Here is a 25,610-nt window from a genome sequence, read left to right on the forward strand (position 1 = left end):
TCGAGGCCGCCACCGCGCGGAACCTCACCGCACGGCTGCTGCGGGTGCTGGAGAGCGTCGTCGCCGCGCCGGGCCGCAAGGTCGCCGAGATCGACGTGCTGCTGCCCGCCGACCGGTTCGCCGAGTGGAACGACACCTCCGCCGACGTGCCCTCGACGACGTTGGCCGAGCTGTTCCGCGAGCAGGTCCGCCGCACCCCGGACGCGCAGGCGCTGGTGTTCGAGGACGAGTCCCTGTCCTACGCGGAGCTCGACGACCGGGCCACCCGGCTCGCCCGCGTGCTCGTCCGGCACGGCGCCGGACCCGGCGGGCTGGTCGCGGTGTCGCTGCCGCGCTCGACCGGCCTCGTCGTGGCGCTGCTCGCCGTGCACAAGGCGGGCGCGGCCTACGTGCCGGTCGACCCCGGCTACCCGGCGGAGCGGATCGCGCACGTCCTGGAGGACTCACGGCCTTCGCTGGTGCTGACCGGGGAGTTCCTCGACGGGCTCGACCTCTCGGCCGAGGACCCGGCACCGTTCGACTCCGGCCTGCTGCCGGCGCACCCGGCGTACGTGATCTACACGTCCGGTTCGACCGGCAAGCCGAAGGGCGCGGTGATCCCGCACGCGGGCATCGTCAACCGCCTGCTGTGGATGCAGCACGAGTACGGCCTCACCGCCGACGACCGGGTGCTGCAGAAGACCCCGGCCGGGTTCGACGTGTCGGTGTGGGAGTTCTTCTGGCCGCTGGTCACCGGGGCCACCCTGGTGGTGGCGAAGCCGGACGGCCACCGCGACCCCGCCTACCTCGCCGGGCTGATCCGGCGCGAGCGGATCACGACCGTCCACTTCGTCCCGTCGATGCTGCAGGAGTTCCTGGCGGAGCCCTCGGCCGCGCTCTGCACCGGGCTGCGCCGGGTGATCTGCAGCGGTGAGGCGCTGCCCGGCTCGGCGCGCCGCCGGTTCGCCGAGCTGCTGCCCGCCGGGCTGCACAACCTCTACGGCCCGACGGAGGCCTCCGTCGACGTCACGCACTGGGAGTGCGTGGACGGCGAGGACGCGGTCGTGCCGATCGGCCGGCCGGTCTGGAACACGCGGGTGCACGTGCTGGACCGCTTCCTGCGCCCGGTGCCCGCCGGCGTCCCCGGCGAGCTGTACCTCGCGGGCGTCCAGCTCGCGGACGCCTACCTGAACCGTCCTTCCCTGACCGCGCAACGCTTCGTGGCCGGTCCCGGGGGACGGATGTACCGCACCGGCGACCTGGCGCGCTGGAACCCGCGGGGCTACCTGGAGTTCCTCGGCCGCACCGACGACCAGGTCAAGATCCGCGGGTTCCGGGTCGAGCTCGGCGAGGTCGAGTCGGTGCTCGCGAGCCACCCGGCGGTGGACCACGTCGCCGTGCTCGCGCGGGAACTGCGGCCCGGCGACCTGACGCTCGTCGCGTACGTCGTGGGCGCCGCGGACTTCGCCGGCCTGCGGGAGCACGCGAGCACGTCGCTGCCGGAGCACATGGTGCCGTGGACGTTCGTGCGGATGGACGCGCTCCCGGTGTCGGCGCACGGCAAGCTCGACCGCGGGGCGCTGCCGCTGCCCGAGGCGCCGGCCGGTGGCGGACGGGCGCCGCGCACCACCCGCGAACGCGAGCTGTGCGCGTTGTTCGCGGAGGTCCTCGGGGTGTCCGGGGTCGGCGCGGACGACAACTTCTTCGAACGCGGCGGGCACTCGCTGCTGGTGGCCCGGCTGGTGAGCCGCATCCGGCAGGACCTGGGCGCCGGGCTCACGATGCGGCAGGTCTTCGAGGCGCCGACGCCGGAGTCGCTGGCGCGCACGATCGGGCCGTCCGCGCGCCGGCTGGAGCTGACCGCCGACCAGCGGCGGCTGTGGCTGCTGCACAACCTGCAGGAGAGCTCCGCGCTCTACAACGTGCCGGAAGCGGTGCGGCTGCGCGGAAAGCTCGACCTCGCGCGGTTGCGCGGCGCGCTGAGCGCCGTCGTGGCGGCCACCCCGGCGCTGCGCACGTTGCTCGTGGACGAGACGCACGCGCTGCTGCTGGACGAGTTCGAGCTGGAGATCGCCGAACTGGCGGAGCTGGAGGACTTCGCGCTGCGGCCGTTCGACCTGACGGCCGAGATCCCGGTGCGGGCCGGGCTGCACCGGCTCGCGGACGACGACCACGTGCTGCTGCTGGTGATGCACCACAGCGCGGGCCGCGGCTGGTCGTCGTTCGGCGACCAGCTCGCCGCCGCCTACCGGGGCGAACCGGTGCGGGCGACCGCCGTCACGCCCGCCACGGGGGAGTCCGCCGAGCACTGGCGGCGGGTGCTGGCGGACCTGCCGGACGAGGTGAGCCCGCCGGCCGACCGGCCGCGCCCGCCCGTGGCCGCGCACCGGGGTGACGCGATCGACTTCGACCTGCCGCAGGGCACCGGGTTCGCCGAGGTGCACGCCGCGGTGCTGACCGTGCTGCACCGCCTCGGCGCCGGCACGGACCTCGTGCTCGGCACGCCGGTGGAGGGCCGCGCGGACGACGCGCTGGTGCTGCGGACCGACGTCGAGGGCGTCACGACGTTCGACGAGCTGGTGGCGCGCGCGGCCGAGACGCTGCGGACCGCCCGTGAGCACCAGGACGTGCCGTTCGAGCAGCTGGTCGAGCTGGCCGGCGCGGTGCGTTCGCGGGCCCGGCACCCGTTGTTCCAGGTGGTGCTGTCCGCCGCCGGCGACCTCTCGTTCGACGGCCTGGAGGCCACGCGGTACCCGGTGCACACCGGCACGTCCCGCTTCGACCTGCACCTGACCGTGCGGTCCGGCTGTGCGACGCTCGAGTTCAGCACCGACCTGTTCGACCGCGCCACCGCGCAGTCCTTTGTGGACAGACTGCGGACGGTGCTCGCCGAACGGGGTGAGCTGGCCGCCATCGAGCTGCTGACCGAGGACGAACGCCACCACCTGGTGGAGACGGTCAACGCCACGGCCGTGACCGTCGAGGCCGGGTCGGTCGTCGAGTGGTTCGAGGACACCGCCGCCCGTCAGCCCGACGCGCTCGCGGTGATCGGCCGCGGCGACTCGCTGACCTACCGCGAACTGGACGAGCGGGCCAACGGGCTCGCCCACTGGCTCGCCGGCCGGGGCGCGGGGCCCGAGGACCTGGTGGCGCTCGCGCTGCCGAAGTCCGAGCAGACCGTCGTCGCCGTGCTGGGCGTGCTGAAGTCCGGTGCCGCGTACCTGCCGCTGGAGCTCGGCCACCCGGCCGAGCGGCGGCAGGCGGTGCTGGACGACGCCAGGCCGGCGTTCACCGTGACGCCGGAGGACCTCGCGGCCGTCGAACCCCGGGCGGACGCCCCGCGGGTGGCGTGCCGGGGAGAGCACCCGGCGTACGTGGTCTACACGTCCGGTTCGACGGGCAGGCCGAAGGGCGTCGTGATCTCCCGGCACGCGTTGCTCAACGCGATGACGGCGTTCGCGCCCGTCTTCGGCCTGAGCCCGCGCGACCGGATGGTCGCGGTCGCGCCCGTCGGGTTCGACATGGCCAAGCCCGAGCTGTTCCTCGCCGTGCTGTCCGGCGCGGTCCTGGTCGTCCCGGACGCCGGCGAGAGCCGCGACCCGGCGGTGCTGCGCGCACTCCTGCGCGACGCCACCGTGCTGCAGGCGACGCCGAGCCTGTGGCAGGCGCTGCTGGGCGAGGTGGAGCCCGGCGAGCTGGCCGGGATCCGGGCGTTCATCGGGGCGGAGGCCCTGCCGGTCGACCTGATGCGCCGGCTGCGTGCCGAGGTGCCGTCGCTGACGAACCTCTACGGCCCCACCGAGACCACGGTCTGGTCGACGTCCTCGGAGATCGGCGTGGACACGCCCGCGCCGGCGATCGGCCGCCCGCTGGCCAACACGCAGGTCTACGTGCTCGACCCCGCGCTGCGGCTGGTGCCGCCGGGTGTGCCCGGGGAGCTCTACATCTCCGGTGACGGTGTCGCGCGCGGTTACCTCAACCGGCCGGGGCTGTCGGCGGAGCGGTTCGTCGCCAACCCGTTCGGGGCCGGGCGGATGTACCGCACCGGTGACCTGGTGAGCTGGACCGCCGACGGGGAGCTGCGGTTCCTCGGCCGGGCCGACCACCAGGTGAAGGTGCGCGGCTTCCGCATCGAGCTGGGCGAGGTCGAGGCCGCGCTGGCCGCGCAGCCCGGGGTGCGGCAGAGCGTCGTGCTGGCCCGCGAGGACCGGCCCGGCGACGTGCGGCTGGTGGCCTACGTGGTCGGCGAGCACGACGTGGCCGGCCTGCGCTCGGTGCTGCCGGACTACATGGTGCCGTCGGCGTTCGTGCAGCTGGAGTCGTTGCCGCTCAACGTGAACGGCAAGATCGACCGCAAGGCGCTGCCCGCGCCGGAGTACGGCTCGACGGCCGGCCGCGCGCCGCGCACCCCCGCCGAGGAGATCCTCTGCGGCCTCTTCGCCGAGGTGCTCGGTGCCGCCGCGGTGAGCCCGGACGACAGCTTCTTCGAACTGGGCGGGCACTCGCTGCTCGCCGTCCAGCTGCTCAGCCGGATCCGGTCGACGCTGAACGCGGAGATCTCGGTGCGGCAGCTGTTCGAGACGCCGACCGTCGCCGGGGTCGCGGAGGCGGTGCGGTACGCCGAGACCGGACGCGTGGGCGTGCGGCCGGTCGTGCCGCGGCCGGAGCGGGTGCCGCTGTCGTTCGTGCAGCAGCGGTTGTGGTTCATGAACCGCGTCGAGGGCGCGAGCGCGACCTACAACATCCCGCTGACGCTGCGGCTCTCCGGCGAGCTCGACGTGGCGGCGCTGCGGCAGGCGCTCGGCGACGTCGTGGAACGGCACGAGCCGTTGCGCACGGTCTTCGCCGAGGACCGCGAAGGCGCCTACCAGGTCGTGCTCGACGCGGCCGAACCGCCGCTGCTGGTCGTGCCCGCGACCGAGGAGACCCTGCAGGCGCAGCGGGCCGAGGCCGCCCGGTACGCGTTCGACCTCGCCGCCGAGATCCCGGTCCGGTCGTGGCTCTTCGACCTGGGCGGCGGGGAACGGCTGCTCCTCGTGCTGATCCACCACATCGCCGGGGACGGCTGGTCGATGCCGGTGCTCGTGCGCGACCTCGCGAAGGCCTACGCCGCCCGCAAGGCCGGTGGCACTCCACAGTGGACTCCGCTGCCGGTGACGTACGCGGACTACACCCTGTGGCAGCGCGACCAGCTCGACGGCGGTGCCATCTCCGACCAGCTCGGCTACTGGACCGGGGCGCTCGCCGGTCTGCCGGCCGAACTGCAGCTGCCGCTCGACCGGCCGCGTCCCGCCGTGCCGACCTACGAGGGCGGGCGGATCGAGTTCGCGCTCTCACCCGAGCTGCACGCGGGGCTGCTGAAGCTCGCGCGGCGGAGCAGGGCGAGCCTGTTCATGGTGGCGCAGGCCGCGGTCGCGACGGTGCTGACCCGGCTCGGCGGCGGCACGGACGTCCCGATCGGCTCACCGGTCGCGGGCCGCACCGACGCCGCGACCGACGACCTGGTCGGCCTCTTCATCAACACCCTGGTGCTGCGCACCGACACCTCCGGCGACCCGACGGTGGCCGAGCTGGTCGGCCGCGTGCGGGAGACCGACCTGGCCGCGTACGCGAACCAGGACGTGCCCTTCGAACGGCTGGTGGAGGCGCTCAACCCCGAGCGCTCGCTCGCGCGGCAACCGCTGTGCCAGACCGTGCTCACGGTCGACAGCACCGACCAGCAGTCCGCGACCGCCGAGGTCGAGGAACTGCTCGGCGTCACGATCACGCCCGGCACCACGGAGACCGGCGTCGCCCGCACCGACCTGCTGTTCGGACTCGCCGAGAAGCGCGGGGAGAACGGCGCTCCGGCCGGGGTGCGCGGCGCGGTGCTCTACAGCGCCGACCTGTTCGACGAGGAGACCGCACAGAGCGTGGTCCGCCGGTTCGTGCTGGTCCTCGAGGCGATGGCGGCCGACCCCGGCCGCCGGATCTCCGAGATCGACGTGCTGGACCCGGCTGAGCGCCGCCGGATGCTGGTGGAGTGGAACGACACCGGCCACGAGGTCGTGCCCGCGACGCTGCCGGAGCTGTTCGCCCGGCAGGCCGCCCGCACGCCCGGTGCGCTCGCGCTGGTCGAGGGCGGCACCGAGGTGACCTACGCCGAACTGGGCGAGCGCGTCCGCCGGTTCGCGTCCGTGCTGGCCGGTCGCGGCGTCGGCAGGGGATCGCTGGTCGCGATCGTCCTGCCGCGCTCGGTCGACCTCGTGGTCGCGATCCTGGCCGTGGTGCACGCCGGCGCGGCGTACGTGCCGATCGAGCCCGACCACCCGGCCGAGCGCATCCGCTTCACGTTCGACGACGCGCGGCCCGCGCTGGTGATCACGACTCCGGACGCGGTGCTGCCGGCCGGGCCGGAGCGGATCCACGTGGTGGGCGGGGGAGACGCGGAGTTCTGCACGCCGGAGCTGTCGCCGCTCGACCCCGTGTACGTGATCTACACCTCCGGCTCGACGGGACGGCCCAAGGGCGTCGTGGTCGAGCACGGGCCGCTGAACCTCTACCTGTCCTACGTGGCCGAGAACTACCCGAGCGTCGCCGGGCGCACGTTGCTGCACTCGCCGGTCGCGTTCGACCTCACGGTCACGTCGCTGCTCGCCCCGCTCGTCACGGGCGGGTGCGTGCAGGTCGCGCCGCTGGCCGAGGAGGCCGAGGTGCGGCGGCCGACGTTCCTCAAGGTCACGCCCGCGCACATGTCCCTGCTGCTGGCGCTGCCCGACGACTTCTCGCCGACCGGCGAGCTCGTCGTCGGCGGCGAGGCGCTGATGAGCGAGGTCGTGCGGCAGTGGCTCGCCCGCAACCCCGGTGCCACCGTGGTCAACGAGGGCGGCGCGACCGAGGCGACCGTCGGCTGCATCGTCGAACGCGTGCGGGCCGGCGACCCGATGGCACCCGGTGAGGTCCCGGTCGGCCGCGGTACCTGGAACACGCAGATCTACGTGCTGGACGACGCCCTGCAGCCCGTCCCGCCACGGGTGCGCGGCGAGCTCTACATCGCGGGCGGCATGCTGGCGCAGGGGTACCTGAACCGGCCGGGCCTGACCGCGTCCCGGTTCGTCGCCAACCCGTTCGGCACCGGCAGGCTCTACCGCACCGGCGACTGGGCGCGCTGGAACGACGACGGCCGGCTGCTGTACCTCGGCCGGGTCGACGACCAGGTCAAGGTGCGCGGCTACCGGGTGGAGCTGGGCGAGGTCGAGACCGCCGTGCTGTCCGCGCGCGGTGTCGCCCGCGCCACGGTGGTCGTCCGCGAGGACAACCCCGGCGACCGCAGGCTCACCGCCTACGTCGTGCCGCGGGCCGGCGTCCCCGTCGACCCGCAGGCGATCAGGGACGAGGTCTCGCTCTCGCTGCCGGAGTACATGGTCCCCGCGGCGGTGCTGGTGCTCGACGACCTGCCGCTGACCGGGAACGGCAAGGTGGACCGGTCCGCGCTGCCCGCACCCGACTGGGGCGCGGCCGCGGGTGGCCGGGCCCCGCGCACCCCGCGCGAGGTCGTCCTCTGCGGGCTGTTCGCCGAAGTGCTCGGTGTGGCCGAGATCGGCGCCGACGACGACTTCTTCGCATTGGGCGGGCATTCGCTGCTGGTCACGAAACTGGTCAGCCGGGTCCGCGAGGCGCTGTCGGCGGAGGTGTCGATCCGCCAGCTGTTCGAGACGCCCACCGTCGCCGGTCTCGCCACCGCGCTCGACGGTGCGCAGGACGCGCGGGCCGGGGTCAGGGCGATCACGCCGCGGCCGGAGCGGCTGCCGTTGTCCTACGCGCAGCAACGCCTGTGGTTCATGCACAAGCTCGAAGGACCGTCGCCCACCTACAACATCCGCGGGGCCATGCGGATGGAGGGCGAGCTGGACCGCGACGCGCTGCGGCAGGCGCTGGTGGACGTGGTGACCCGGCACGAGACGCTGCGGACGCTCTTCGGCGAGGACACCGACGGCCCGTTCCAGCGCGTGCTGCCCGAGGCGCGTCCCGGGCTGACGGTGGTGCACACGACCGAGGACGAGCTGCTGGAGAAGCTCGACCTGGCGTCGCAGCACGGGTTCGACCTGGCGGCGGAACTGCCGGTGCGCGCGGTGCTGTTCGTCACCGGGCCACGCAGCCACGTGCTGTTGCTGCTGCTGCACCACATCGCGGGCGACGGCTGGTCCGGCCCGCTGCTCAGCCGCGACCTGACGACGGCGTACGCGGCCCGCGCCGCCGGAGAAGCTCCACAGTGGACCGCGCTGCCGGTGCAGTACGCGGACTACACGCTGTGGCAACGAGAGGTCCTGGGTGACGAGGACGACCCGGACAGCACGATCGCGAAGCAGCTCGCGCACTGGAAGGAAGCGCTGCACGGGCTGCCGTCCGAACTGACGCTGCCCTTCGACCGCCCGCGCCCCGCGGTCGCGAGCTACCGGGGCGGCACGCTGGAGTTCGACGTCCCGGACGAGCTGTACGCGGCCCTGACCGACGTGGCGCGGCAGAGCGGCGCGACGCTGTTCATGGTGGTGCAGGCCGCGCTGGCGACGTTGCTGAGCAGGCTCGGCGCCGGCACGGACATCCCGCTGGGCTCGCCGATCGCGGGCCGCACGGACGAGGCGCTGGCCGGGCTGGTCGGGTTCTTCGTGAACACGCTGGTGCTGCGCACGGACGTCTCCGGCGACCCGGCGTTCACCGAGCTGGTCGGGCGGGTCCGCGATGTCGACCTGGGCGCGTACGCGAGCCAGGACGTGCCGTTCGAACGGCTCGTGGAGGTGCTCAACCCGGAGCGGTCGCTGTCGCGGCACCCGTTGTTCCAGGTCACGTTGTCGCTCAACAACGTCGACCGGGCGGTCGACGTCTCCTCGTCGCCGACCGGCCTCGACGTGCGCGGCCTCGTGGTGGACGACGACACCGCCAAGGTCGACCTCGGCGTGTACCTGCAGGAGGCGAACGGCAGGCTGACCGGCGCGATCGAGTTCGCCACCGACCTCTTCGACGCCACGACCGCGCGGTCTCTCGCGGAGCGGTTCGTGCTGGTGCTGGAGGCGGTCGCGGCCGACCCGTCGATCCGGGTCGGTGAGATCGACGTCCTGACGGCGGCGGAACGGCACCGCCTCCTGGTCGAGCGCAACGACACCGCGCTGCCGCTGCCGGTGTGGTCGTTCGCGGAGATGGTCCAGCACCAGGTCTCCCGCACCCCGGACGCGGTCGCGGTCGAGTTCGAGGGCGTCAGCCTGACCTACGGGGAGCTGAACCAGCGCGCGAACCGGCTGGCGCACCTGCTGATCGAGCGCGGCACCGGGCCGGAGTCCCTGGTGGCGCTGGCGATGCCGCGTTCGGAGGAGTGGATCACCTCGATGCTCGCGGTGGTCAAGGCGGGGGCGGCGTACCTGCCGCTCGACGCGGGCCAGAACGAGGAACGGATCCGGCAGGTCCTGGCCGACGCCCGGCCGTCGGTCGTGCTGGCGGACAAGGACTCCCTCGGCGGGCTGGAACAGCTCGTCAGCGAGCCGCTGCTGGTCGTCGACGACAACGACACGGTCGCCGAGACCGAGACCATGTCCTGCTTCAACCCGCCGGTGCGGGCGACGCGCGACAGCCTGGCGTACGTGATCTACACGTCCGGCTCCACCGGGCGGCCCAAGGGCGTGGCGGTCGGCAACTCCGGCCTCGCGAGCATGCTGCGCAGCCACGTCGACAAGCTCGGCATGACGCCGGGTGCCCGCGCGTTGCAGCTGCTCTCGCTGAGCTTCGACGCGAGCGTCGCCGACGTCGGCAGGACGCTCGTGTCCGGCGGGACGCTGGTCCTCGGGCCGCCGGCGCGCGAGCTCGACGGCCGGCAGCTCACCGAGCTGATCACCGACCGCGGGATCACGCACCTGATGCTGCCGCCCCCGCTGCTGGCGACGATCGACGCCGACGACGTGCCCTCGGTGCGGTCGGTCTGCTCCGGCGGCGAGGCGATGACGCCGGAGCTCGCGCGGCAGTGGACCCGCGGCGGCCGCAGGCTCGTGATCGGGTACGGCCCGACCGAGACGACGGTCGCGCCGACGATGACGCAGCCGCTGGGCGTGGACGAGGCTCCGCACATCGGGCGGCCGGTGCCGAACACGCGGGCCTACGTGCTCGACGAACGGCTGCGGCTGGTCCCGGACGGCATGACCGGGGAGCTGTACCTCGCGGGCCACGGCCTGGCCCGCGGGTACGTCGCGCAGCCGGGGATGACCGCGGAACGGTTCGTCGCCTCGCCGTTCGGCGGGCGGCTGTACCGGACCGGCGACCTGGTGCGCTGGAACCGCGGCGGCAACCTGGAGTTCGTCGGCCGGGCCGACGACCAGGTGAAGATCCGCGGGTTCCGGATCGAGCTGGGCGAGGTGCGGGCGGTGCTCGCGGCCGGCCGGGACGTCGAGCAGGTCGCGGTCGTCGTGCGGGAGGACCGGCCCGGCGACCGGCGGCTGGTCGCGTACGCAGTGGCGGCGGACGGTGCCGTGCTCGCGCCGGAGGACCTGAGGCGCCGTGCGGCGGCGACGCTGCCGGACTACATGGTGCCCTCCGCGTTCGTCGTGCTGCCCGAACTCCCGTTGAACGCTAACCACAAGGTCGACGTGAAGGCCCTGCCCGCGCCGGACTACGCGTCGTCGTCCTCCGGCCGGCTGCCGCGTACGCCGCGCGAGGAGGTGCTCTGCGAGCTGTTCGCGTCGGTGCTCGGCGTGGACCGCGTCGGCGCCGACGACAGCTTCTTCGAGCTGGGCGGTCACTCGCTGCTCGCGACGAGGCTGGTCAGCCGGATCTCCGTGACGCTCGGCGGTGACCTGGGCATCCGCCAGGTCTTCGAGTCGCCGACGGTCGCCGGGCTCGCCCGTGCGCTCGAGTCCGGGCGCGGCACGAGGCCGCGGATCCGCCGCGGGACGGCAGACGGCGACCTGCCGTTGTCGTTCGGGCAGCGGCGGTTGTGGTTCGTGAACCAGATCGAGGGACCGAACGCCACCTACAACATGCGGCTGGCGTTGCGGCTGAACGGTTCGCTCGACCGTGCCGCGCTCGCCGCCGCACTGTCCGATGTGGCCGCACGGCACGAGTCGCTGCGCACGGTCTTCAGCGAGACCGACCGCGGTCCGGTGCAGGTCGTGCTGCCGGAGTCCCCGTTGCGGCTGGAGGTCGTCGAGGCGGACGACCTCGACGAGCAGGTGCGCCTGGCCGCGTCGCGCGGGTTCGACCTGGCGGCAGAACCGCCGGTGCGGGCGTGGCTGTTCGCCTCCGGCCCCGAGTCGCACGTGTTCCTGCTGTCGGTGCACCACGTGCTGGCCGACGGCTGGTCGATGTCCGTGCTGTCGCGGGACCTCGTCGAGGCCTACACCGCGCGGTGCGCCGGCGCGGCACCGGAGTTCGCGCCGCTCGGCCTGCGGTACGCGGACTACGCGGTGTGGCAGCGGGAGGCGCTGGGGTCGGAGGACGACCCGGGCAGCGTGATCTCCGGGCAGCTCGCGCACTGGACGGCACGGCTCGCCGGCCTGCCGGCCGAGCTGCGGCTGCCCGCGGACCGGCCGCGGCCCGCGACGGCGTCGCACCGGGGAGCCCAGGTGCACTTCACCCTGCCCGCCGAGGTGCACGCCGGCCTCGCGGCGCTGGGGAAGTCCAGCGGTGCCAGCATGTTCATGGTGCTGCAGGCCGCGGTGGCGGCGGTGCTGAACCGGTTCGGCGCGGGCGTGGACGTGCCGATCGGCACGGTCGTGGCGGGCCGCACCGACGACGCCCTGACCGGCCTGGTCGGGTTCTTCCTCAACACCCTGGTGCTGCGGACCGACCTCTCGGGCGACCCGTCGTTCGCCGACCTGGTGGCGCGGGTGCGCGAGACGGACCTCGACGCCTTCGACCACCAGGAGCTGCCGTTCGAACGGCTGGTGGACGCGGTGTCGCCGGAACGCTCGCTGTCGCGGCACCCGCTGTTCCAGGTGTTGCTGTCGCTCAACAACACCGCGGACCCGGCCACGGCCGTGCCCGCCCTGCCGGGCGTCGAGGTGGCGCCGTACGAGGCGTCGCTCGGGGTGGCGAAGTTCGACCTGATGTTCGCGTTCGACGAGCTGGCAGGGGGAGGCGTCGCGGGCACCGTCGAGTACGCGGCCGACCTGTTCGACCCCGCGACGGCCCGGCGGATCGCCGACGGGGTCGGACTCGTCGCCGCCGCGGTGGCCGCCGACCCGTCGACCGCGCTCAGCGCGCTGGACGTGCTGGACCCCGGTGTGCGCTCCCGGCTCGAGAAGAGCCCGGACGCCGTGCCCGGCGCGACCGTGCTCGACCTGGTCGCCGCACAGGTGGCGCGCACTCCGGACGCGATTGCCGTGTCCGGTGCGGTCGAGCTGACCTACGCGGAGCTCGACGCCGCCGCGAACGCGTTCGCCCGGCGGGTGCTGGCCGAGGGGGCCCGGCCCGACCGGCCGGTGGCGTTGCTGCTGCCGCGTTCGGCCGAGTACGTCGTGGCGGTGCTGGGCGTGCTCAAGGCCGGGTCCGCCTACCTCCCGGTGGACGTCGGCGCGCCGGAGGACCGCGTGCGGCGGATCCTCGCCGCCGCGGCACCGGACGTCGTGGTCCGCGAGGTCGACGTGACCGCCGAGGCGGCGGCACCGGACGTCGCGGTGTTCCCGGACCAGCTGGCGTGCCTCATGTTCACGTCGGGCTCGACCGGGGAGCCCAAGGGGGTCGGGGTCCGGCACCGCGACATCGCCGCGCTGGCGGTGGAGTCCGGGTTCGGCACCAGGCCGGACGTCGTCCCGCTGCACTCGCACGTCGCGTTCGACGCGTCGACCTACGAGCTGTGGATGCCGCTGACCCGCGGCGGCCGGATCGTGGTGGTGCCGGGCGACCTCGACGCCGCCGCGATCGAACGCCAGGGCATCACGGCGCTGTGGCTCACGGCGGGCCTGTTCCGCGTGCTGGCGCAGGAGTCCCCGCACTGCCTGCGCGGGGTGCGGGAGGTGTGGACCGGCGGTGACGTCGTTCCCGCCGCCGCCGTCCGGGCCGTGCGCGAGGCGTGCCCCGGCATCACGGTCGTCGACGGCTACGGGCCGACGGAGACCACGACGTTCGCCTCGTCGTTCCGCATCGGACCGGACGACGTCGTGCCGGACCGGATCCCGATCGGCCGGCCGCTCGACGGCATGGCCGCGTACGTGCTGGACGGCTCGCTGCGCGTGGTGCCGATCGGTGTCGTCGGCGAGCTGTACGTCGCGGGTGCCGGTCTCGCCCGGGGCTACGTGGGCGATCCGGCCGCCACGGCGCACCGGTTCGTCGCCTCGCCGTTCGGCGGGCGGATGTACCGGACCGGCGACCTGGTGCGCTGGAACGACGACGGGCAGCTCGAGTTCCTCGGCCGGGCCGACGACCAGGTCAAGATCCGCGGGTTCCGGGTGGAGCCGGGCGAGATCGAGACCGCGCTGCGGGCGCTGCCCGGTGTCGCGGAGGCGGCGGTCGTCCTCGGCTCCGGCGAGCACAAGCGGCTCGTCGGCTACGTCGTCGGCGACGTCGACGGGGCCGAGGTCCGCGAGTCGCTGGCCCGGACGTTGCCGGGGTACCTGGTGCCGGCGGCGGTCGTCGTGCTCGACGTCCTGCCGCTGACCGCGAACGGCAAGCTCGACCGCAGGGCGTTGCCGGAACCCGGTTTCACGACCGGGGCGGCGGCGCCGGGCACCGAGCGCGAGGAGCTGCTGTGCGGGCTCTTCGCCGAGGTGCTGGGCCTTGCGGAGATCGGCGCCGAGGACGAGTTCTTCGCGCTCGGCGGCGACAGCATCATGTCGATCCAGCTCGCGAGCCGCGCCCGCCGGGCCGGTCTCGCGCTGACGGCCAGGGACATCTTCGAGCACAACACGCCGAGGGCGCTCGCGCTGGTCGCGACGTCCACCGTGGAGGAACTGGCCGAGGAGTCCGGTGTCGGCGAGGTCGAGCTGACGCCGATCATGCGGCACTTCGCCGAGATCGGCGGCCCGATCGAGAAGCTCAGCCAGTGGCGGGTCGTGCAGACGCCCGCCGGGGCCACCGAGGACCAGCTGACCGGTGCGGTCCAGGCGCTGGTCGACCACCACGACGTGCTGCGGCTGCGGATCCGTCCCGACTGGAGCGCGGAGGTCGTGCCGTCGCTGCCGGTGCGGATCACCCGGGTCGAGACCGGTGACCCGCGCGAGATGGCCCGGCACGCCGCGGCCGCCCGCGACCGGCTGGCGTTCGACACCATGATGGAGGTCGTCTGGTTCGACCGAGGCGCCGAGCCGGGCCGGCTCTTCCTGATCCTCAGCCACTTCGCGGTGGACGGGGTGTCGTGGCGGATCCTGCTGCCGGACCTCGCCGAGGCCTTCACCGCGGTCGCACGGGGGGAGCGCCCCGCGCTCCAGCCGGTGCGCACGTCGTTCCGCGGCTGGGCCCAGCGGCTCGCGCGGTGGGGCGGGCGCGGCCAGGACCGGGACTACTGGCGTGCGGTCGTGGACGCGCCACCGCTGTTCGAGTCCGCAGGGACCGGGGACACGATCAGCGAGGCCCGCTCGCTGTCGCTGACGCTGCCCGCCGACGTCACGGCGGCGTTGCTGACGACGGTTCCGGAGGCGTTCTCGGCGCGGGTCAACGAGGTGCTGCTCGCCGGTCTCGCGATGGCGGTGCACGACGTCCGGTCGGTGCCGAGCTTCCTGGTGGACCTGGAGGGCCACGGCCGCCACGACGACCTCGTCGGCAAGGTCGACACCTCGCGGACGCTGGGCTGGTTCACCAGCATGCACCCCGTGAAGCTCGACCCCGGCGCGTTCGACCACCGCGACGCGTGGGCGGGCGGGCAGGCCGCGGGCCAGATCCTCAAGCGGGTCAAGGAGACCCTGCGCGAGGTGCCCGGCCACGGGCTCGGGTACGGCTTCGCCGGCGTGACCGGGCACGCCCAGATCGGCTTCAACTACCTGGGCCGGTTCTCCGAGTCGTCCACGGCGGACGCGACCGACTGGTCCGTGCTCGGCGACCTGGCCGGGATCTGCGGCCAGGACCCCGGTCTGCGGATGCCGCACCCGATCGAGCTCGCCGCCGTCACCCGGGACCGCGCCGGCGGCCCGGTGCTGGTCGCCGAGTGGGTGTGGTCGGGACGGCTGCTGACCGAGGACGAGGTGCGGGCGCTGGCCACCAGGTGGTTCGACGCGCTCACCGCGATCGCCCGGCACGCCGGGAACCCGGACGCGGGTGGCCACACCCCGTCCGACGTGGCACTGACCGAACTGAGCCAGGCCGAGATCGACTTGCTCGAGGAGGAGTACTGACATGAGTGGGCTGCAGGACATCCTGCCGCTGTCCCCGCTGCAGGAGGGCATGCTCTTCCACCACGCCTACGACGGCGCCGGGCCGGACGTCTACGCCGTGCAGCTCGTCGTCGAACTGGACGGCGTGGTGGACGAGACGGCGATGGAGTCGGCGCTGAACGCCCTGCTGGCGCGGCACGACAGCCTGCGCGCCGGGTTCCGGCACGAGGGGCTGAGCCGGCCGGTGCAGGTGATCCCGAAGGCGGTCACCGTGCCGTGGCGGGTCGTGGACGTGCCGGACGAGGTGAAGGCGCGGGAGATCGCCGCCGAGGAGCTGGCGGAGCGGTTCGAGCTCGCGAAGCCGCCGCTGTTCCGCGGCGCGCTGCTGCGCTTCGGCGAGCGGACGCACCACCTGGTGCTGACGTTCCACCACATGCTGGTGGACGGCTGGTCCGTGCCGATCGTGCTGCGCGACCTGGTCGCGCTGTACGCGGGCCGGACCGACCTGCCGGCGGTGCCGCCGTTCCGCGGCTATCTGGAGTGGCTGGGCAGACAGTCCAAAGAGGACTCCGATGCCGTCTGGAGCGCCGTCCTGGACGGGGTGGAGCCGACGATCGTCGCCGCGGAACCCGGCACCGCCGCGCCCGTGCAGCTGCACCGGGAGCTGGCGGAGGACACGACGACGGCGCTGACGGAGTGGGCGCGGTCGAGCGGGCTGACGCTCAACACCGTCGTGCTCGGCGCCTGGACCCTGGCCCTGTCCCGGCTGACCGGCCGCGACGACGTGGTCACCGGCATCACGACCTCCGGGCGGCCCGCCGAGATCCCCGGTGTGGAGCGCATGGTCGGGCTGTTCATCAACACCGTGCCGATGCGGGCCGTGCCGCGCGGCCGCGACACCGTCGCCGAGTTCCTCCAACGGTTGCAGGCGGACCAGCTCGCCCTGCTGGCGCACCAGCACGTGAGCCTCGCCGACGTCCAGCGGCTCGCCGGGCACGGCACGCTGTTCGACACCGGGTTCGTCTTCGAGAACTACCCCGCCGGGACCGGTGACGGGGCGGGGACGCCCGGCGACCTGCGGGTGACGAACGTCCAGGGACACGACGCCACGCACTACCCGCTGGCGTTCGTGGGCGCTCCGGGCCGGAAGATGGCCCTGCGCCTGGACCACCGCCCTGACGTGGTCTCCGCCGACACGGCGAGGGAGGTGCTCGACCAGGTCGAACGGGCGCTGCACGCGTTCGCCGCGGACCCGGGCCGGCTGCTCGCGGACGTCGAGCTGCTGAGCCCCTCGACACTGGCGCGCGTGGAGGAGTGGTCGCGGGGACCACGGCCGGAGCTGCCCGCGGCCACGTTCGGGCAGCTGTTCGCGGAGATCGCGCGCAGCAGGCCGGACGCGCCCGCCGTCGACTTCGCCGGCGCCGTCACGTCGTACGCGGAGCTGGACGCGCGGGCGAACCAGGTGGCGCGCCTGCTGGCCGGCCGCGGCGTCGGAGCGGACGACCTGGTCGCGGTCATGATGCCGCGCTCGACCGGCCGCGTCGTCGCGTCGCTGGGCGTCATGAAGGCCGGCGCGGCGTACGTGCCGATCGACGGCGACTACCCGCGGAGCCGCATCGACTACATGCTCGACGACGCGCGCCCCCGGTGCGTGCTCACCGAGGCGGACTTGGACGAGGCGGCGGCCTTGCCGGACACGCCGGTCGACGCTCCGCAAAGGATCGACGGGCTGGCGTACGTGATCTACACGTCCGGGTCGACCGGACGGCCCAAGGGCGTCGGCGTGACCCACCGGGGCATCGCCGCGCTGGCCCACGCGCAGCACGCACAGATGAGGACCGGGCAGGACAGCCGGGTGCTGCAGTTCGCCTCGCCGAGCTTCGACGCGGCGTTCTTCGAGATGACCGCCGCGCTGCTGAACGGCGGCTGCCTCGTCGTGGGCACGGCGGAGCAGATCGCGCCGGGCGAGCCCCTCGCGGAGTTCGTGCGCGCCCACCGCGTCACGCACCTCGTGCTGCCGCCGACCGCGCTGGCCGTGGTGCCGGAGCTGCCGCACGGCACGACGATCCTCGTCGCCGGCGAGGCGCCTCCGCCCGGCGTCGTGGAGACGTGGTCGCGCGACCACGTGCTGGAGAACGGGTACGGTCCGACCGAGACCACGGTCGCCGCCACCCTCAGCCCGCCACTGTCCGAACAGGACGTCCCACCGCCGCTCGGGCCGCCGGTCACCGGTGCGACGCTGCACCTGCTGGACGCGAACCTGAAGCCGGTGGGACCCGGCGTGACGGCCGAGCTGTACGTGTCCGGCCCGTCGCTGGCCCGGGGCTACCTCGGCAGGCCGGGCCTGACCGCGCAGCGGTTCGTGGCCACGGCGCACGGGCGCATGTACCGCACCGGCGACCTGGCCCGCTGGGACGCGAGCGGGCGGCTGTTCTTCGCCGGGCGCGGCGACGACCAGGTCAAGATCCGCGGGTTCCGGGTGGAGCCGGGCGAGGTCGAGACGGCGCTGGGCCGGATCGTGCCCCAGCCGGTCGTGCTGGTGCGCGAGGACGTGCCCGGCGACAAGCGCCTGGTCGCCTACTACGTGGCACCGGACGAGCCGGCCGAGGTGCGGTCACGGCTCGCCGAGACGCTGCCACCGCACCTGCTGCCGGACGCGCTGCTGCGGCTCGAGGAGATGCCGCTGACCCCGAACGGCAAGGTGGACCGCAAGGCGCTGCCGGCACCGGTGCGCGCGGCCGGGGAGTCCCGCCCGCCGCGCAGCCCGCGCGAGGAGGCGTTGTGCGGGATCTTCGCCGACGTGCTGGGCGCGGAGGCGGTCGGCATCGACGACAGCTTCTTCGACCTGGGCGGCCACTCGCTGCTCGCGACGAGGCTCGTCAGCCGGGTGCGGGTGACGCTCGACGCCGAGCTGTCCATCCGGCAGCTCTTCGAACGGCCGACCGTCGCCGCGCTGTCCGAGCTGCTCGACGCGGCCGGGCCGGGCCGCCCCGCGCTCACCCGGCGAGAACGGCCCGAGCGGATCCCGTTGTCCTACGCCCAGCAACGGCTGTGGTTCCTCAACCAGGTCGAGGGCCCGAACCCCACCTACAACATCGTCGTGCCGATGCGGTTGTCGGGAGACCTCGACGAGTCCGCGCTGCGCGCCGCACTGTCCGATGTGGCCGATCGGCACGAGCCCCTGCGCACGGTGTTCGCCGAGGACGCGTCGGGCCCGCACCAGGTCGTGCTGCCCGCGGGCCGGCCGAACCTCACCGTCTCCCGCGTCACGGAGCACGAGCTGCCCCGCCGTCTCGCGGAGATCGGCGCGCACCGGTTCGACCTGGTCGGCGAGAACCCGTTGCGCACCTACCTGTTGCGGCTCGGCGACCGGGAGTCCGTGCTGGTGCTGCTGATGCACCACGTCGTCGGCGACGGCTGGTCGATGCCGTTGCTGGTGCGCGACCTCACGACCGCCTACGCCGCACGCGTCGCCGGGCAGAGCCCGGACTGGCGGCCGCTGCCGGTGCAGTACGTGGACTACACGCTGTGGCAGCGGGACCTGCTCGGCACCGAGCTGGACCGGCAGCTGGCGCACTGGACGCAGACCCTGGCCGGACTGCCGGAGGAGCTGCGGCTGCCGGTGGACCGGCAGCGCCCGGCGGTGTCGACCCACCGCGGTGGCATCGTCGAGTTCGAGGTCCCGGCACCGCTGCACACGGCGTTGCTGAACCTCGCCCGCGCGACGAGGTCGACCCCGTTCATGGTGCTGCAGGCGGGCCTCGCCGCGCTGCTGCACCGGCTGGGCGCCGGCACGGACATCCCGATCGGCACCCCGATCGCGGGCCGCACCGACGAGGCGCTGACCGATCTCATCGGCTTCTTCGTCAACTCGCTGGTGCTGCGCACGGACGTCTCGGGTGACCCGAGGTTCCGCGATCTCGTGGCACGGGCCCGTGCCACGGCACTCGGCGCCTACGCCCACCAGGACGTGCCGTTCGAGCGGCTCGTCGACACGCTCAACCCGGTGCGCTCGCTCTCGCGCCACCCGCTGTACCAGGTGCAGCTCACCGTCAACAACAACGACGACTCGGCCGCGGCCCAGGCCCACGGCGCGCTGCCCGGCCTGACCGCGACCCGCGAGCGGACCGACATCACGTCGGCGAAGTTCGACCTGGTGTTCTCGTTCGTCGAGCGCCGCGCGGAGGGCAAGCCGGCCGGCATGATCGCGGCCGTCGAGTACAGCCGCGACCTGTTCGACGAGAACACCGTGCAGCAGCTGGCCCAGCGGCTCGTGCGGGTGCTCGACGCCGTGACGGCCAACCCGAACGTGAAGGTCAGCGGCATCGACGTGCTCGGGGCCGAGGAACGCGGCCGGGTGCTGGGCGACTGGAACGACACCCGGCGCGACCTGCCGTGGCGCTCGGTGCCGGAGCTGTTCGAGGCCCAGGCGCGCCGCGACCCCGACCGGCCCGCGGTCGTCTTCGGCGACACGAGCCTGACCTACGGCGAGGTCAACGCGCGGGCCAACCGGCTGGCGCGCCACCTCGCCGGGCGCGGGCTGGGGCCGGAGGACTACGTCGCCGTCGCGCTGCCGCGCTCGCTGGAGCTGATCGTCGCGGTGCTCGCGGTGTTCAAGTCGGGGGCGGCGTACGTGCCGATCGACGTGAACTACCCGCCGGACCGCGTGCGGTACATGCTCTCCGACGCCGATCCCGCGCTCGTGCTCGACGCGGAGCTGCTCGCCGGGCTGGACCTGGACCGGGAGTCCGCGCAGGACCTGACCGACGCCGAACGCACCGCGCCGCTGCGGCCGGAGCACCCGTTCTACGTCATCTACACCTCGGGTTCGACCGGCCGGCCCAAGGCCGTCGTGCAGACCTCGCGCGGCCCGCTGAACCTGGTGGTCTGGCAGGACGAGGTGATCCCGCGGCACGGCCGCAAGGTCACCGCCCAGTTCGCGCCGATCAGCTTCGACGGCTCGATCCAGGAGATCTGCTCGGCGCTGCTGTTCGGCAAGACGCTCGCGGAGTGCCCGGAGGAGACCCGGCGCGACTCCGACCAGCTCGTGGCGTGGCTCGAGCGGCACGGGGTGCAGGAGCTGTACGCGCCGAACCTCGTGGTGGACGCGGTCTGCGACGCGGCGAACGACCGCGGCCTGGCGCTGCCCGCGCTCGTCGACGTCGTGCAGTCCGGCGAGGCGCTGGTCCCGAGCGCGGCGATGCGCGAGTTCTTCGCGAAGGTCCCGCGCCGCCTGCACAACCAGTACGGCCCCACCGAGACGCACGTGATGACGGCCAGGACCCTGCCGGAGAACCCGCACTGGTGGCCGGTGCCCCCGCCCATCGGCGGCCCGATCGCCAACGCCCGGCTGTACGTGCTCGACCCCGCGCTGAACCCCGTGCCGCCCGGCGCGATCGGGGAGCTCTACATCGCGGGCTCCGGTCTCGCCCGCGGCTACCTGCGCAGGCCCGGCATGACCGCGGAACGGTTCGTCGCCTGCCCGTTCGGCGGGGGCCGCATGTACCGCACCGGCGACCTGGTGAGCTGGACGCACGACGGTGAGCTGAGGTTCGCGGGCAGGGCCGACCACCAGGTCAAGATCCGCGGGTTCCGGATCGAGCCGGGGGAGATCGAGGCGACGCTCGCGCGGCACCCGGACGTCGCGCAGGCCGCGGTGCTGGCACGGGACAAACGGCTCGTCGCCTACGTCGTGCCGCGCGACGGCCGCGTCGACGGCCACGTGCTGGCGAAGCACGTCGGGGAGAGCCTGCCCGACTACATGGTGCCGGCCGCGTTCGTCGCGCTGGAGGAGTTCCCGTTGACCCCCAACGGGAAGCTCGACCGCGCCGCGCTCCCGGACGCCGGCGCCGCGACCGCCAGGGGGCCGCGCACCCCCGAGGAGGAGGTGCTGTGCGGCCTGTTCGCCGAGCTGCTCGGGGTGCCGGAGGTCGGGATCGACGACGACTTCTTCCGGCTGGGCGGGCACTCGTTCCTCGCCACCCGGCTGGTGCGGCGCATCCGGGACGCGTTCGGTGCGGACATCTCGGTGCGCAGCGTGTTCGAGGCGCCGACGGTGGCCGCCCTGGCCGTGGAGCTGGGGTCGGACGTCGAACGCGACCCCTTCGAGTCACCACTCCCGCTGCGGCGCGGCGGAACCGGGCCGGCGTTGTTCTGCGTGCACCCCGGTTCGGGGACGAGCTGGTGCTACGCGGGCCTCATGACCCACGCCGACCAGCCGATCTACGGCTTGCAGGCACGCGGTCTGGACGGCACCGGCGCGCTGCCGTCGTCGATCGGGGAGATAGCGGACGACTACGTCGCACAGGTGCTGGCGGTGCAACCGGAAGGCCCCTACCACCTGCTCGGCTGGTCGTTCGGCGGCCTCGTCGCGCACGCCATGGCGACCCGGTTGCAGGGCCTCGGGCACGAGGTCGGGCGGCTGGTGGTCGTCGACGCCTACCCGCCCGCCGCCGGGCACGACGAGGACGTGCCCGAGCACGAGATCTTCGCGAGCGCGTTCGTCGCGGAGTTCGAGCTGGACCCGGCGGAGCTGCTGACCGGCGAGGACGCCGTGGTGGCGCGGTACGTGGCGTTCCTCAACGACCGCAACCACCGGCTCGCCGCCCTGGGCGAGGAGCGCATTAAGTCTTCGATGAAGGTGTTCGCGAACAACCACCGGCTGATGCGAACGTTCATCCCGGAGACCTTTGGCGGAGACCTGGTGTTCTTCACCGCCACGCGGCCCACGCCAGGAGTCGTCGTGCCGGAGGAGGTGGCACGCCTCGCCACCGCCGAGGCCTGGCGGCCGCACGTGACGGGTCACGTCCTCGACCACGCCGTCGACGCGACGCACGGGGACATGCTGTCCGACCCCGGGGCGGTCGCCGCCATCGGGCGCGAGCTCGGCACCCACTGAACCTGAGGAGAGAACCCATGTCCACCAACCCGTTCGAGGACGCCGACGGCATCTACCACGCGCTCGTCAACGAGGAGGGCCAGTACTCGCTCTGGCCGTCGTTCGTGGACGTGCCCGCGGGGTGGGTGGTCGAGCTCGAGTCCGTGTCCCGGCAGGAGGCGCTCGACCACATCGAGGAGAACTGGACGGACATGCGTCCCGCGAGCCTCGTCCGCGCCATGGCCGAGGCCGGCCGCGGCTGACCGGGCAGCACCGCGAAGGCCGCTCCCGCTGACCGGGCGTCGTGGGGGCGGCCTGCCCGAATCCGCACCAGACAGGGGGAAAGGCAATGGGGCGCGTTCTCAAGGTGTGCGCCGCGGTGGTCGCACTCGTCGCCGGGCTCACGACATCCGCGCAGGGCATGCCGATCGGCACCACCATCCGCTACACCGAACACGGCATCCCGCACATCATCGCGCACGACCACCTCGGTCTGGGCTACGGATTCGGCTACGCGAGCGCCCAGGACAACCTGTGCGTGCTCGCCGACACCTACCTGACGGTCGCCGGGCAGCGGTCGCTCCACTTCGGACCGGACGGGCCGGCGAACTCCGGCGTGGGCTCGGCGAGCACCAACCTGAACAGCGACCTGCACTTCCGCCGGATCAACGGCAGCGGCGTGGTCGAGCGCTACGCGCGCGCCGTCTCGCAGCCGGTCCGCGACCTCGTCCGCGGGTACGTCCAGGGCTACAACCGGTACCTGGCCGGGAGCGGGAAGAGCTGCGACGGCACCACCCGGGCGATCGAGGAACGGGACGTCTACCGGCACGTCTACGCGATCACCCTCGTGTCCGGCAGCGGCGCCATGATCGACGGACTCGTCGGCGCCCAGCCGCCCGCCGCGGCGGGCGCGCAGCCTGCCGTGGAGGCGAGCGCACTGGTCCGGCACTTCCAGCCCGACCCCGGCCTGGGCAGCAACGCGATCGCGGCCGGTGCCGAGGACACGGCGGGCGGCGGCAGCGTGCTGCTCGCCAACCCGCACTACCCGTGGCAGGGAGTCCGCCGGTTCTGGCAGGCCCAGCTCACGATCCCCGGACGGCTCAACGTCTCCGGCGCGTCCCTGCTCGGCATCCCGGTCGTCGCGATCGGCCACAACGAGAACGTCGCGTGGAGCCACACCGTGTCCACCGCCGTGACCGCGGGGCTCTTCGAGGTGCCCACGGTCGCGGGCGCGCCCACCCGGTACGTCGTCGACGGTGTGCAGAGGGACATGACCTCCCAGGAGGTCTCGGTCGAGGTGCGGCGGCCCGACGGGTCGGTCGGCACGGTCACCAGGACGCTCTGGGCCACCGAGTACGGCCCGGTGCTCGCCGGGGTCCCCGGCGTGCCGCTGCCCTGGGGCGCGACCGCCTACGTGCTGCGCGACGCCAACGCCACCAACTTCCGGCTGCTCGACACCTGGACCGGTCTCGACCGGGCCGGCAGCGCCGCCGAGGTCCGCGACACGCTGGCCGGGACGCTCGGCACGCCGTGGGTCAACACCCTCGCCGTCGACCGGCAGGGCAACTCGCTGTACGCGGACATCCAGGTCGCCCCGCACGTCACCGACGAGCACGCGCGCAAGTGCAGCACCGCGCTCGGCGCCGTGGTCTTCCCGCAGACCGGTCTGTCCATCTTGGACGGTTCGCGCGGCGAGTGCGCGTGGGGCAGCGACCCCGACGCCCGCGAGCCCGGCCTGCTCGGCCCCGGCCGCCTGCCGTCGCTGCTGCGCCGCGACACCGTGGCGAACGCCAACAACACCCCGTGGATGGCGAACCCCGACGCGCTCGCGACCGGGTACCCGCGCGTGCTCGGCACCACCGCGACCGAGCTGTCGATGCGCGCCCAGGAGGCGCAGATCGCCGTGCAGCGCCGCGTCGCCGGCACGGACGGCCTGCCGGGCCGGGGTTTCTCGAACGAGACCATGCGCGCCCTGCTGTTCGCCGACCGCAGCCGGGTCGCCGAGATCGCGCGGGCCGACACCGTGCGGATGTGCGAGGCGTTCCCCGGCGGCCAGGCCCCGTCGGCCGGCGGGCCGGTCGACGTCACCACCGCCTGCGCCGCCCTCGCCGGCTGGGACGGCACGTTCCGGCTGGACAGCAGGGGAGCCGTGTTCTTCAGCCGGTTCGTCCTGCGGGCGAAGTCGGTGGCGGCCATGTGGAAGGTCCCCTTCGACCCGGCGCTGCCGCTGAGCACGCCGAACACGCTGGCGGTCGACCTGGCCGCGGTCCAGCAGGCGTTCGGTGACACGGCACGGGAACTGGCCGCGGCCGGGGTCGCCCAGGACGCGGCGCTGGGCGAGAACCAGCACGTGACGCGCGCCGGGCAGCGGTACCCGATCCACGGCGGCCCGCACGACCTCGGCGTGCTCAACGTGATCACGCCGGTCTGGGGCCCCGGCGGCAACACCGAGGTCGGCCACGGCTCCAGCTTCGTGCAGGTCGTGGAGTTCCAGGGGCGCGGGGCACCCGAGGCCCGCACGCTGCTCACGTACTCGCAGTCCACCGACCCCTCCTCGCCGCACCACGCCGACCAGACGGCCCTGTTCTCCCGGGGGCAGTGGGTGCGCGAGCGGTTCACCGAGCAGGACATCCACTCCTCGCCGGCGCTGCGCGTGGTCCGGCTCGTCGCGAACCCGAGGTGAGACATGCCGTTCGCACCCGTCAACGGAATCACCCTGCACCACTGGGACCAGGGCACCGGTGACCCGGTCCTGCTGCTGATGGGCTCCGGCAGCCCCGGCCGGGTCTGGCACGCGCACCAGGTGCCCGCCCTGCTCGCCGCGGGCTACCGCGTGATCACCGTCGACAACCGGGGCATCGAGCCGTCGTCGTGCCCGGAGTCGTTCACCGTGGACGACATGGTCGGCGACGCGGCCGGGTTGATCGAGCACCTCGGGCTCCGCGGCGTGCGGGTCGTCGGCACGTCGCTCGGCGCCTACGTGGCGCAGGAGCTGGCACTGGCGCGGCCCGACCTCGTGCGCCAGGTGGTGCTGATGGCGAGCCGGGCGCGCAGCGACAGGTTCCGCAGCGCCCTGGCCCGCGCCGAGATCGAGCTGCACGACTCCGGCGTGCGGATCCCGCCCGCCTACCGGGCCGCGGTCACCGCGCTCACCTCGCTGGCCAGGTCCACTGTGGACTCGGAGGAGCAGATCAGGGACTGGCTCGACCTGTTCGAGCTCTCGCCGCCGGACGGGCCCGGTGTGCGCGCCCAGCTCGGGCTCGAGCCGATGCCGGACCGCAGCCTCGCCTACGGCGGCATCCTGGTGCCCTGCCACGTGATCTCGTTCTCCGACGACGTCCTGTCGCCTCCCGCCCACGGCGAGGAGCTGGCCGGGATCATCCCCGGCGCGACCTTCGAGGTCGTCGCGGGGGCGGGCCACTACGGCTACCTGGAGCGGCCGGACGCCGTCAACGACAGCATCATCAAGTTCTTCCACGCCTAGGAGCCGG

Annotated in this window: 5 protein-coding genes (1 of these 5 running past the window's edge); all 5 read left to right on the forward strand. The window is 73.7% G+C overall.

The features are described 5' to 3' along the window. On the forward strand, positions 1–15,263 hold the 3' portion of the coding sequence (locus ACFWGZ_RS06290; RefSeq protein WP_382450403.1) for a non-ribosomal peptide synthase/polyketide synthase. The gene continues 4,300 nt to the left of window position 1, outside the view; 15,263 of the gene's 19,563 nt are visible here — the last part of the coding sequence; the start codon falls outside the window, past its left edge; its stop codon occupies positions 15,261–15,263. 1 nt (position 15,264) lies between these two features. Then, positions 15,265–22,140 carry an amino acid adenylation domain-containing protein gene (locus ACFWGZ_RS06295; protein WP_382450404.1) on the forward strand — a complete coding sequence of 2,292 codons (6,876 nt, stop codon included), beginning with the start codon at positions 15,265–15,267 and terminating at the stop codon, positions 22,138–22,140. A 17-nt stretch (positions 22,141–22,157) separates the two neighbouring features. Next, a complete protein-coding gene (locus ACFWGZ_RS06300) occupies positions 22,158–22,382 on the forward strand; it encodes an MbtH family protein (protein ID WP_382450405.1) in 225 nt (74 codons plus the stop codon). Positions 22,383–22,468: 86 nt separating this feature from the next. Then, positions 22,469–24,802, forward strand: coding sequence for a penicillin acylase family protein (locus ACFWGZ_RS06305; protein ID WP_382450406.1), 2,334 nt, complete (start codon positions 22,469–22,471; stop codon positions 24,800–24,802). Between the two features lie 3 nt (positions 24,803–24,805). Continuing rightward, positions 24,806–25,603: an alpha/beta fold hydrolase gene (locus tag ACFWGZ_RS06310; protein ID WP_382450407.1), complete on the forward strand. Its 798-nt coding sequence runs from the start codon at positions 24,806–24,808 to the stop codon at positions 25,601–25,603. Positions 25,604–25,610 lie beyond the last annotated feature (7 nt).

Origin of the sequence: Lentzea sp. NPDC060358, from assembly GCF_042725365.1 — a bacterium.
Taxonomy (GTDB): Bacteria; Actinomycetota; Actinomycetes; order Mycobacteriales; family Pseudonocardiaceae; genus Lentzea.

Excerpts from the sequence above, each read along its gene's own strand:
- ACFWGZ_RS06295 (WP_382450404.1), top strand. The coding sequence starts at position 15,265 with ATGAGTGGGCTGCAGGACATCCTGCCGCTGTCCCCGCTGCAGGAGGGC.
- ACFWGZ_RS06300 (WP_382450405.1), top strand. The coding sequence starts at position 22,158 with ATGTCCACCAACCCGTTCGAGGACGCCGACGGCATCTACCACGCGCTC.
- ACFWGZ_RS06305 (WP_382450406.1), top strand. The coding sequence starts at position 22,469 with ATGGGGCGCGTTCTCAAGGTGTGCGCCGCGGTGGTCGCACTCGTCGCC.
- ACFWGZ_RS06310 (WP_382450407.1), top strand. The coding sequence starts at position 24,806 with ATGCCGTTCGCACCCGTCAACGGAATCACCCTGCACCACTGGGACCAG.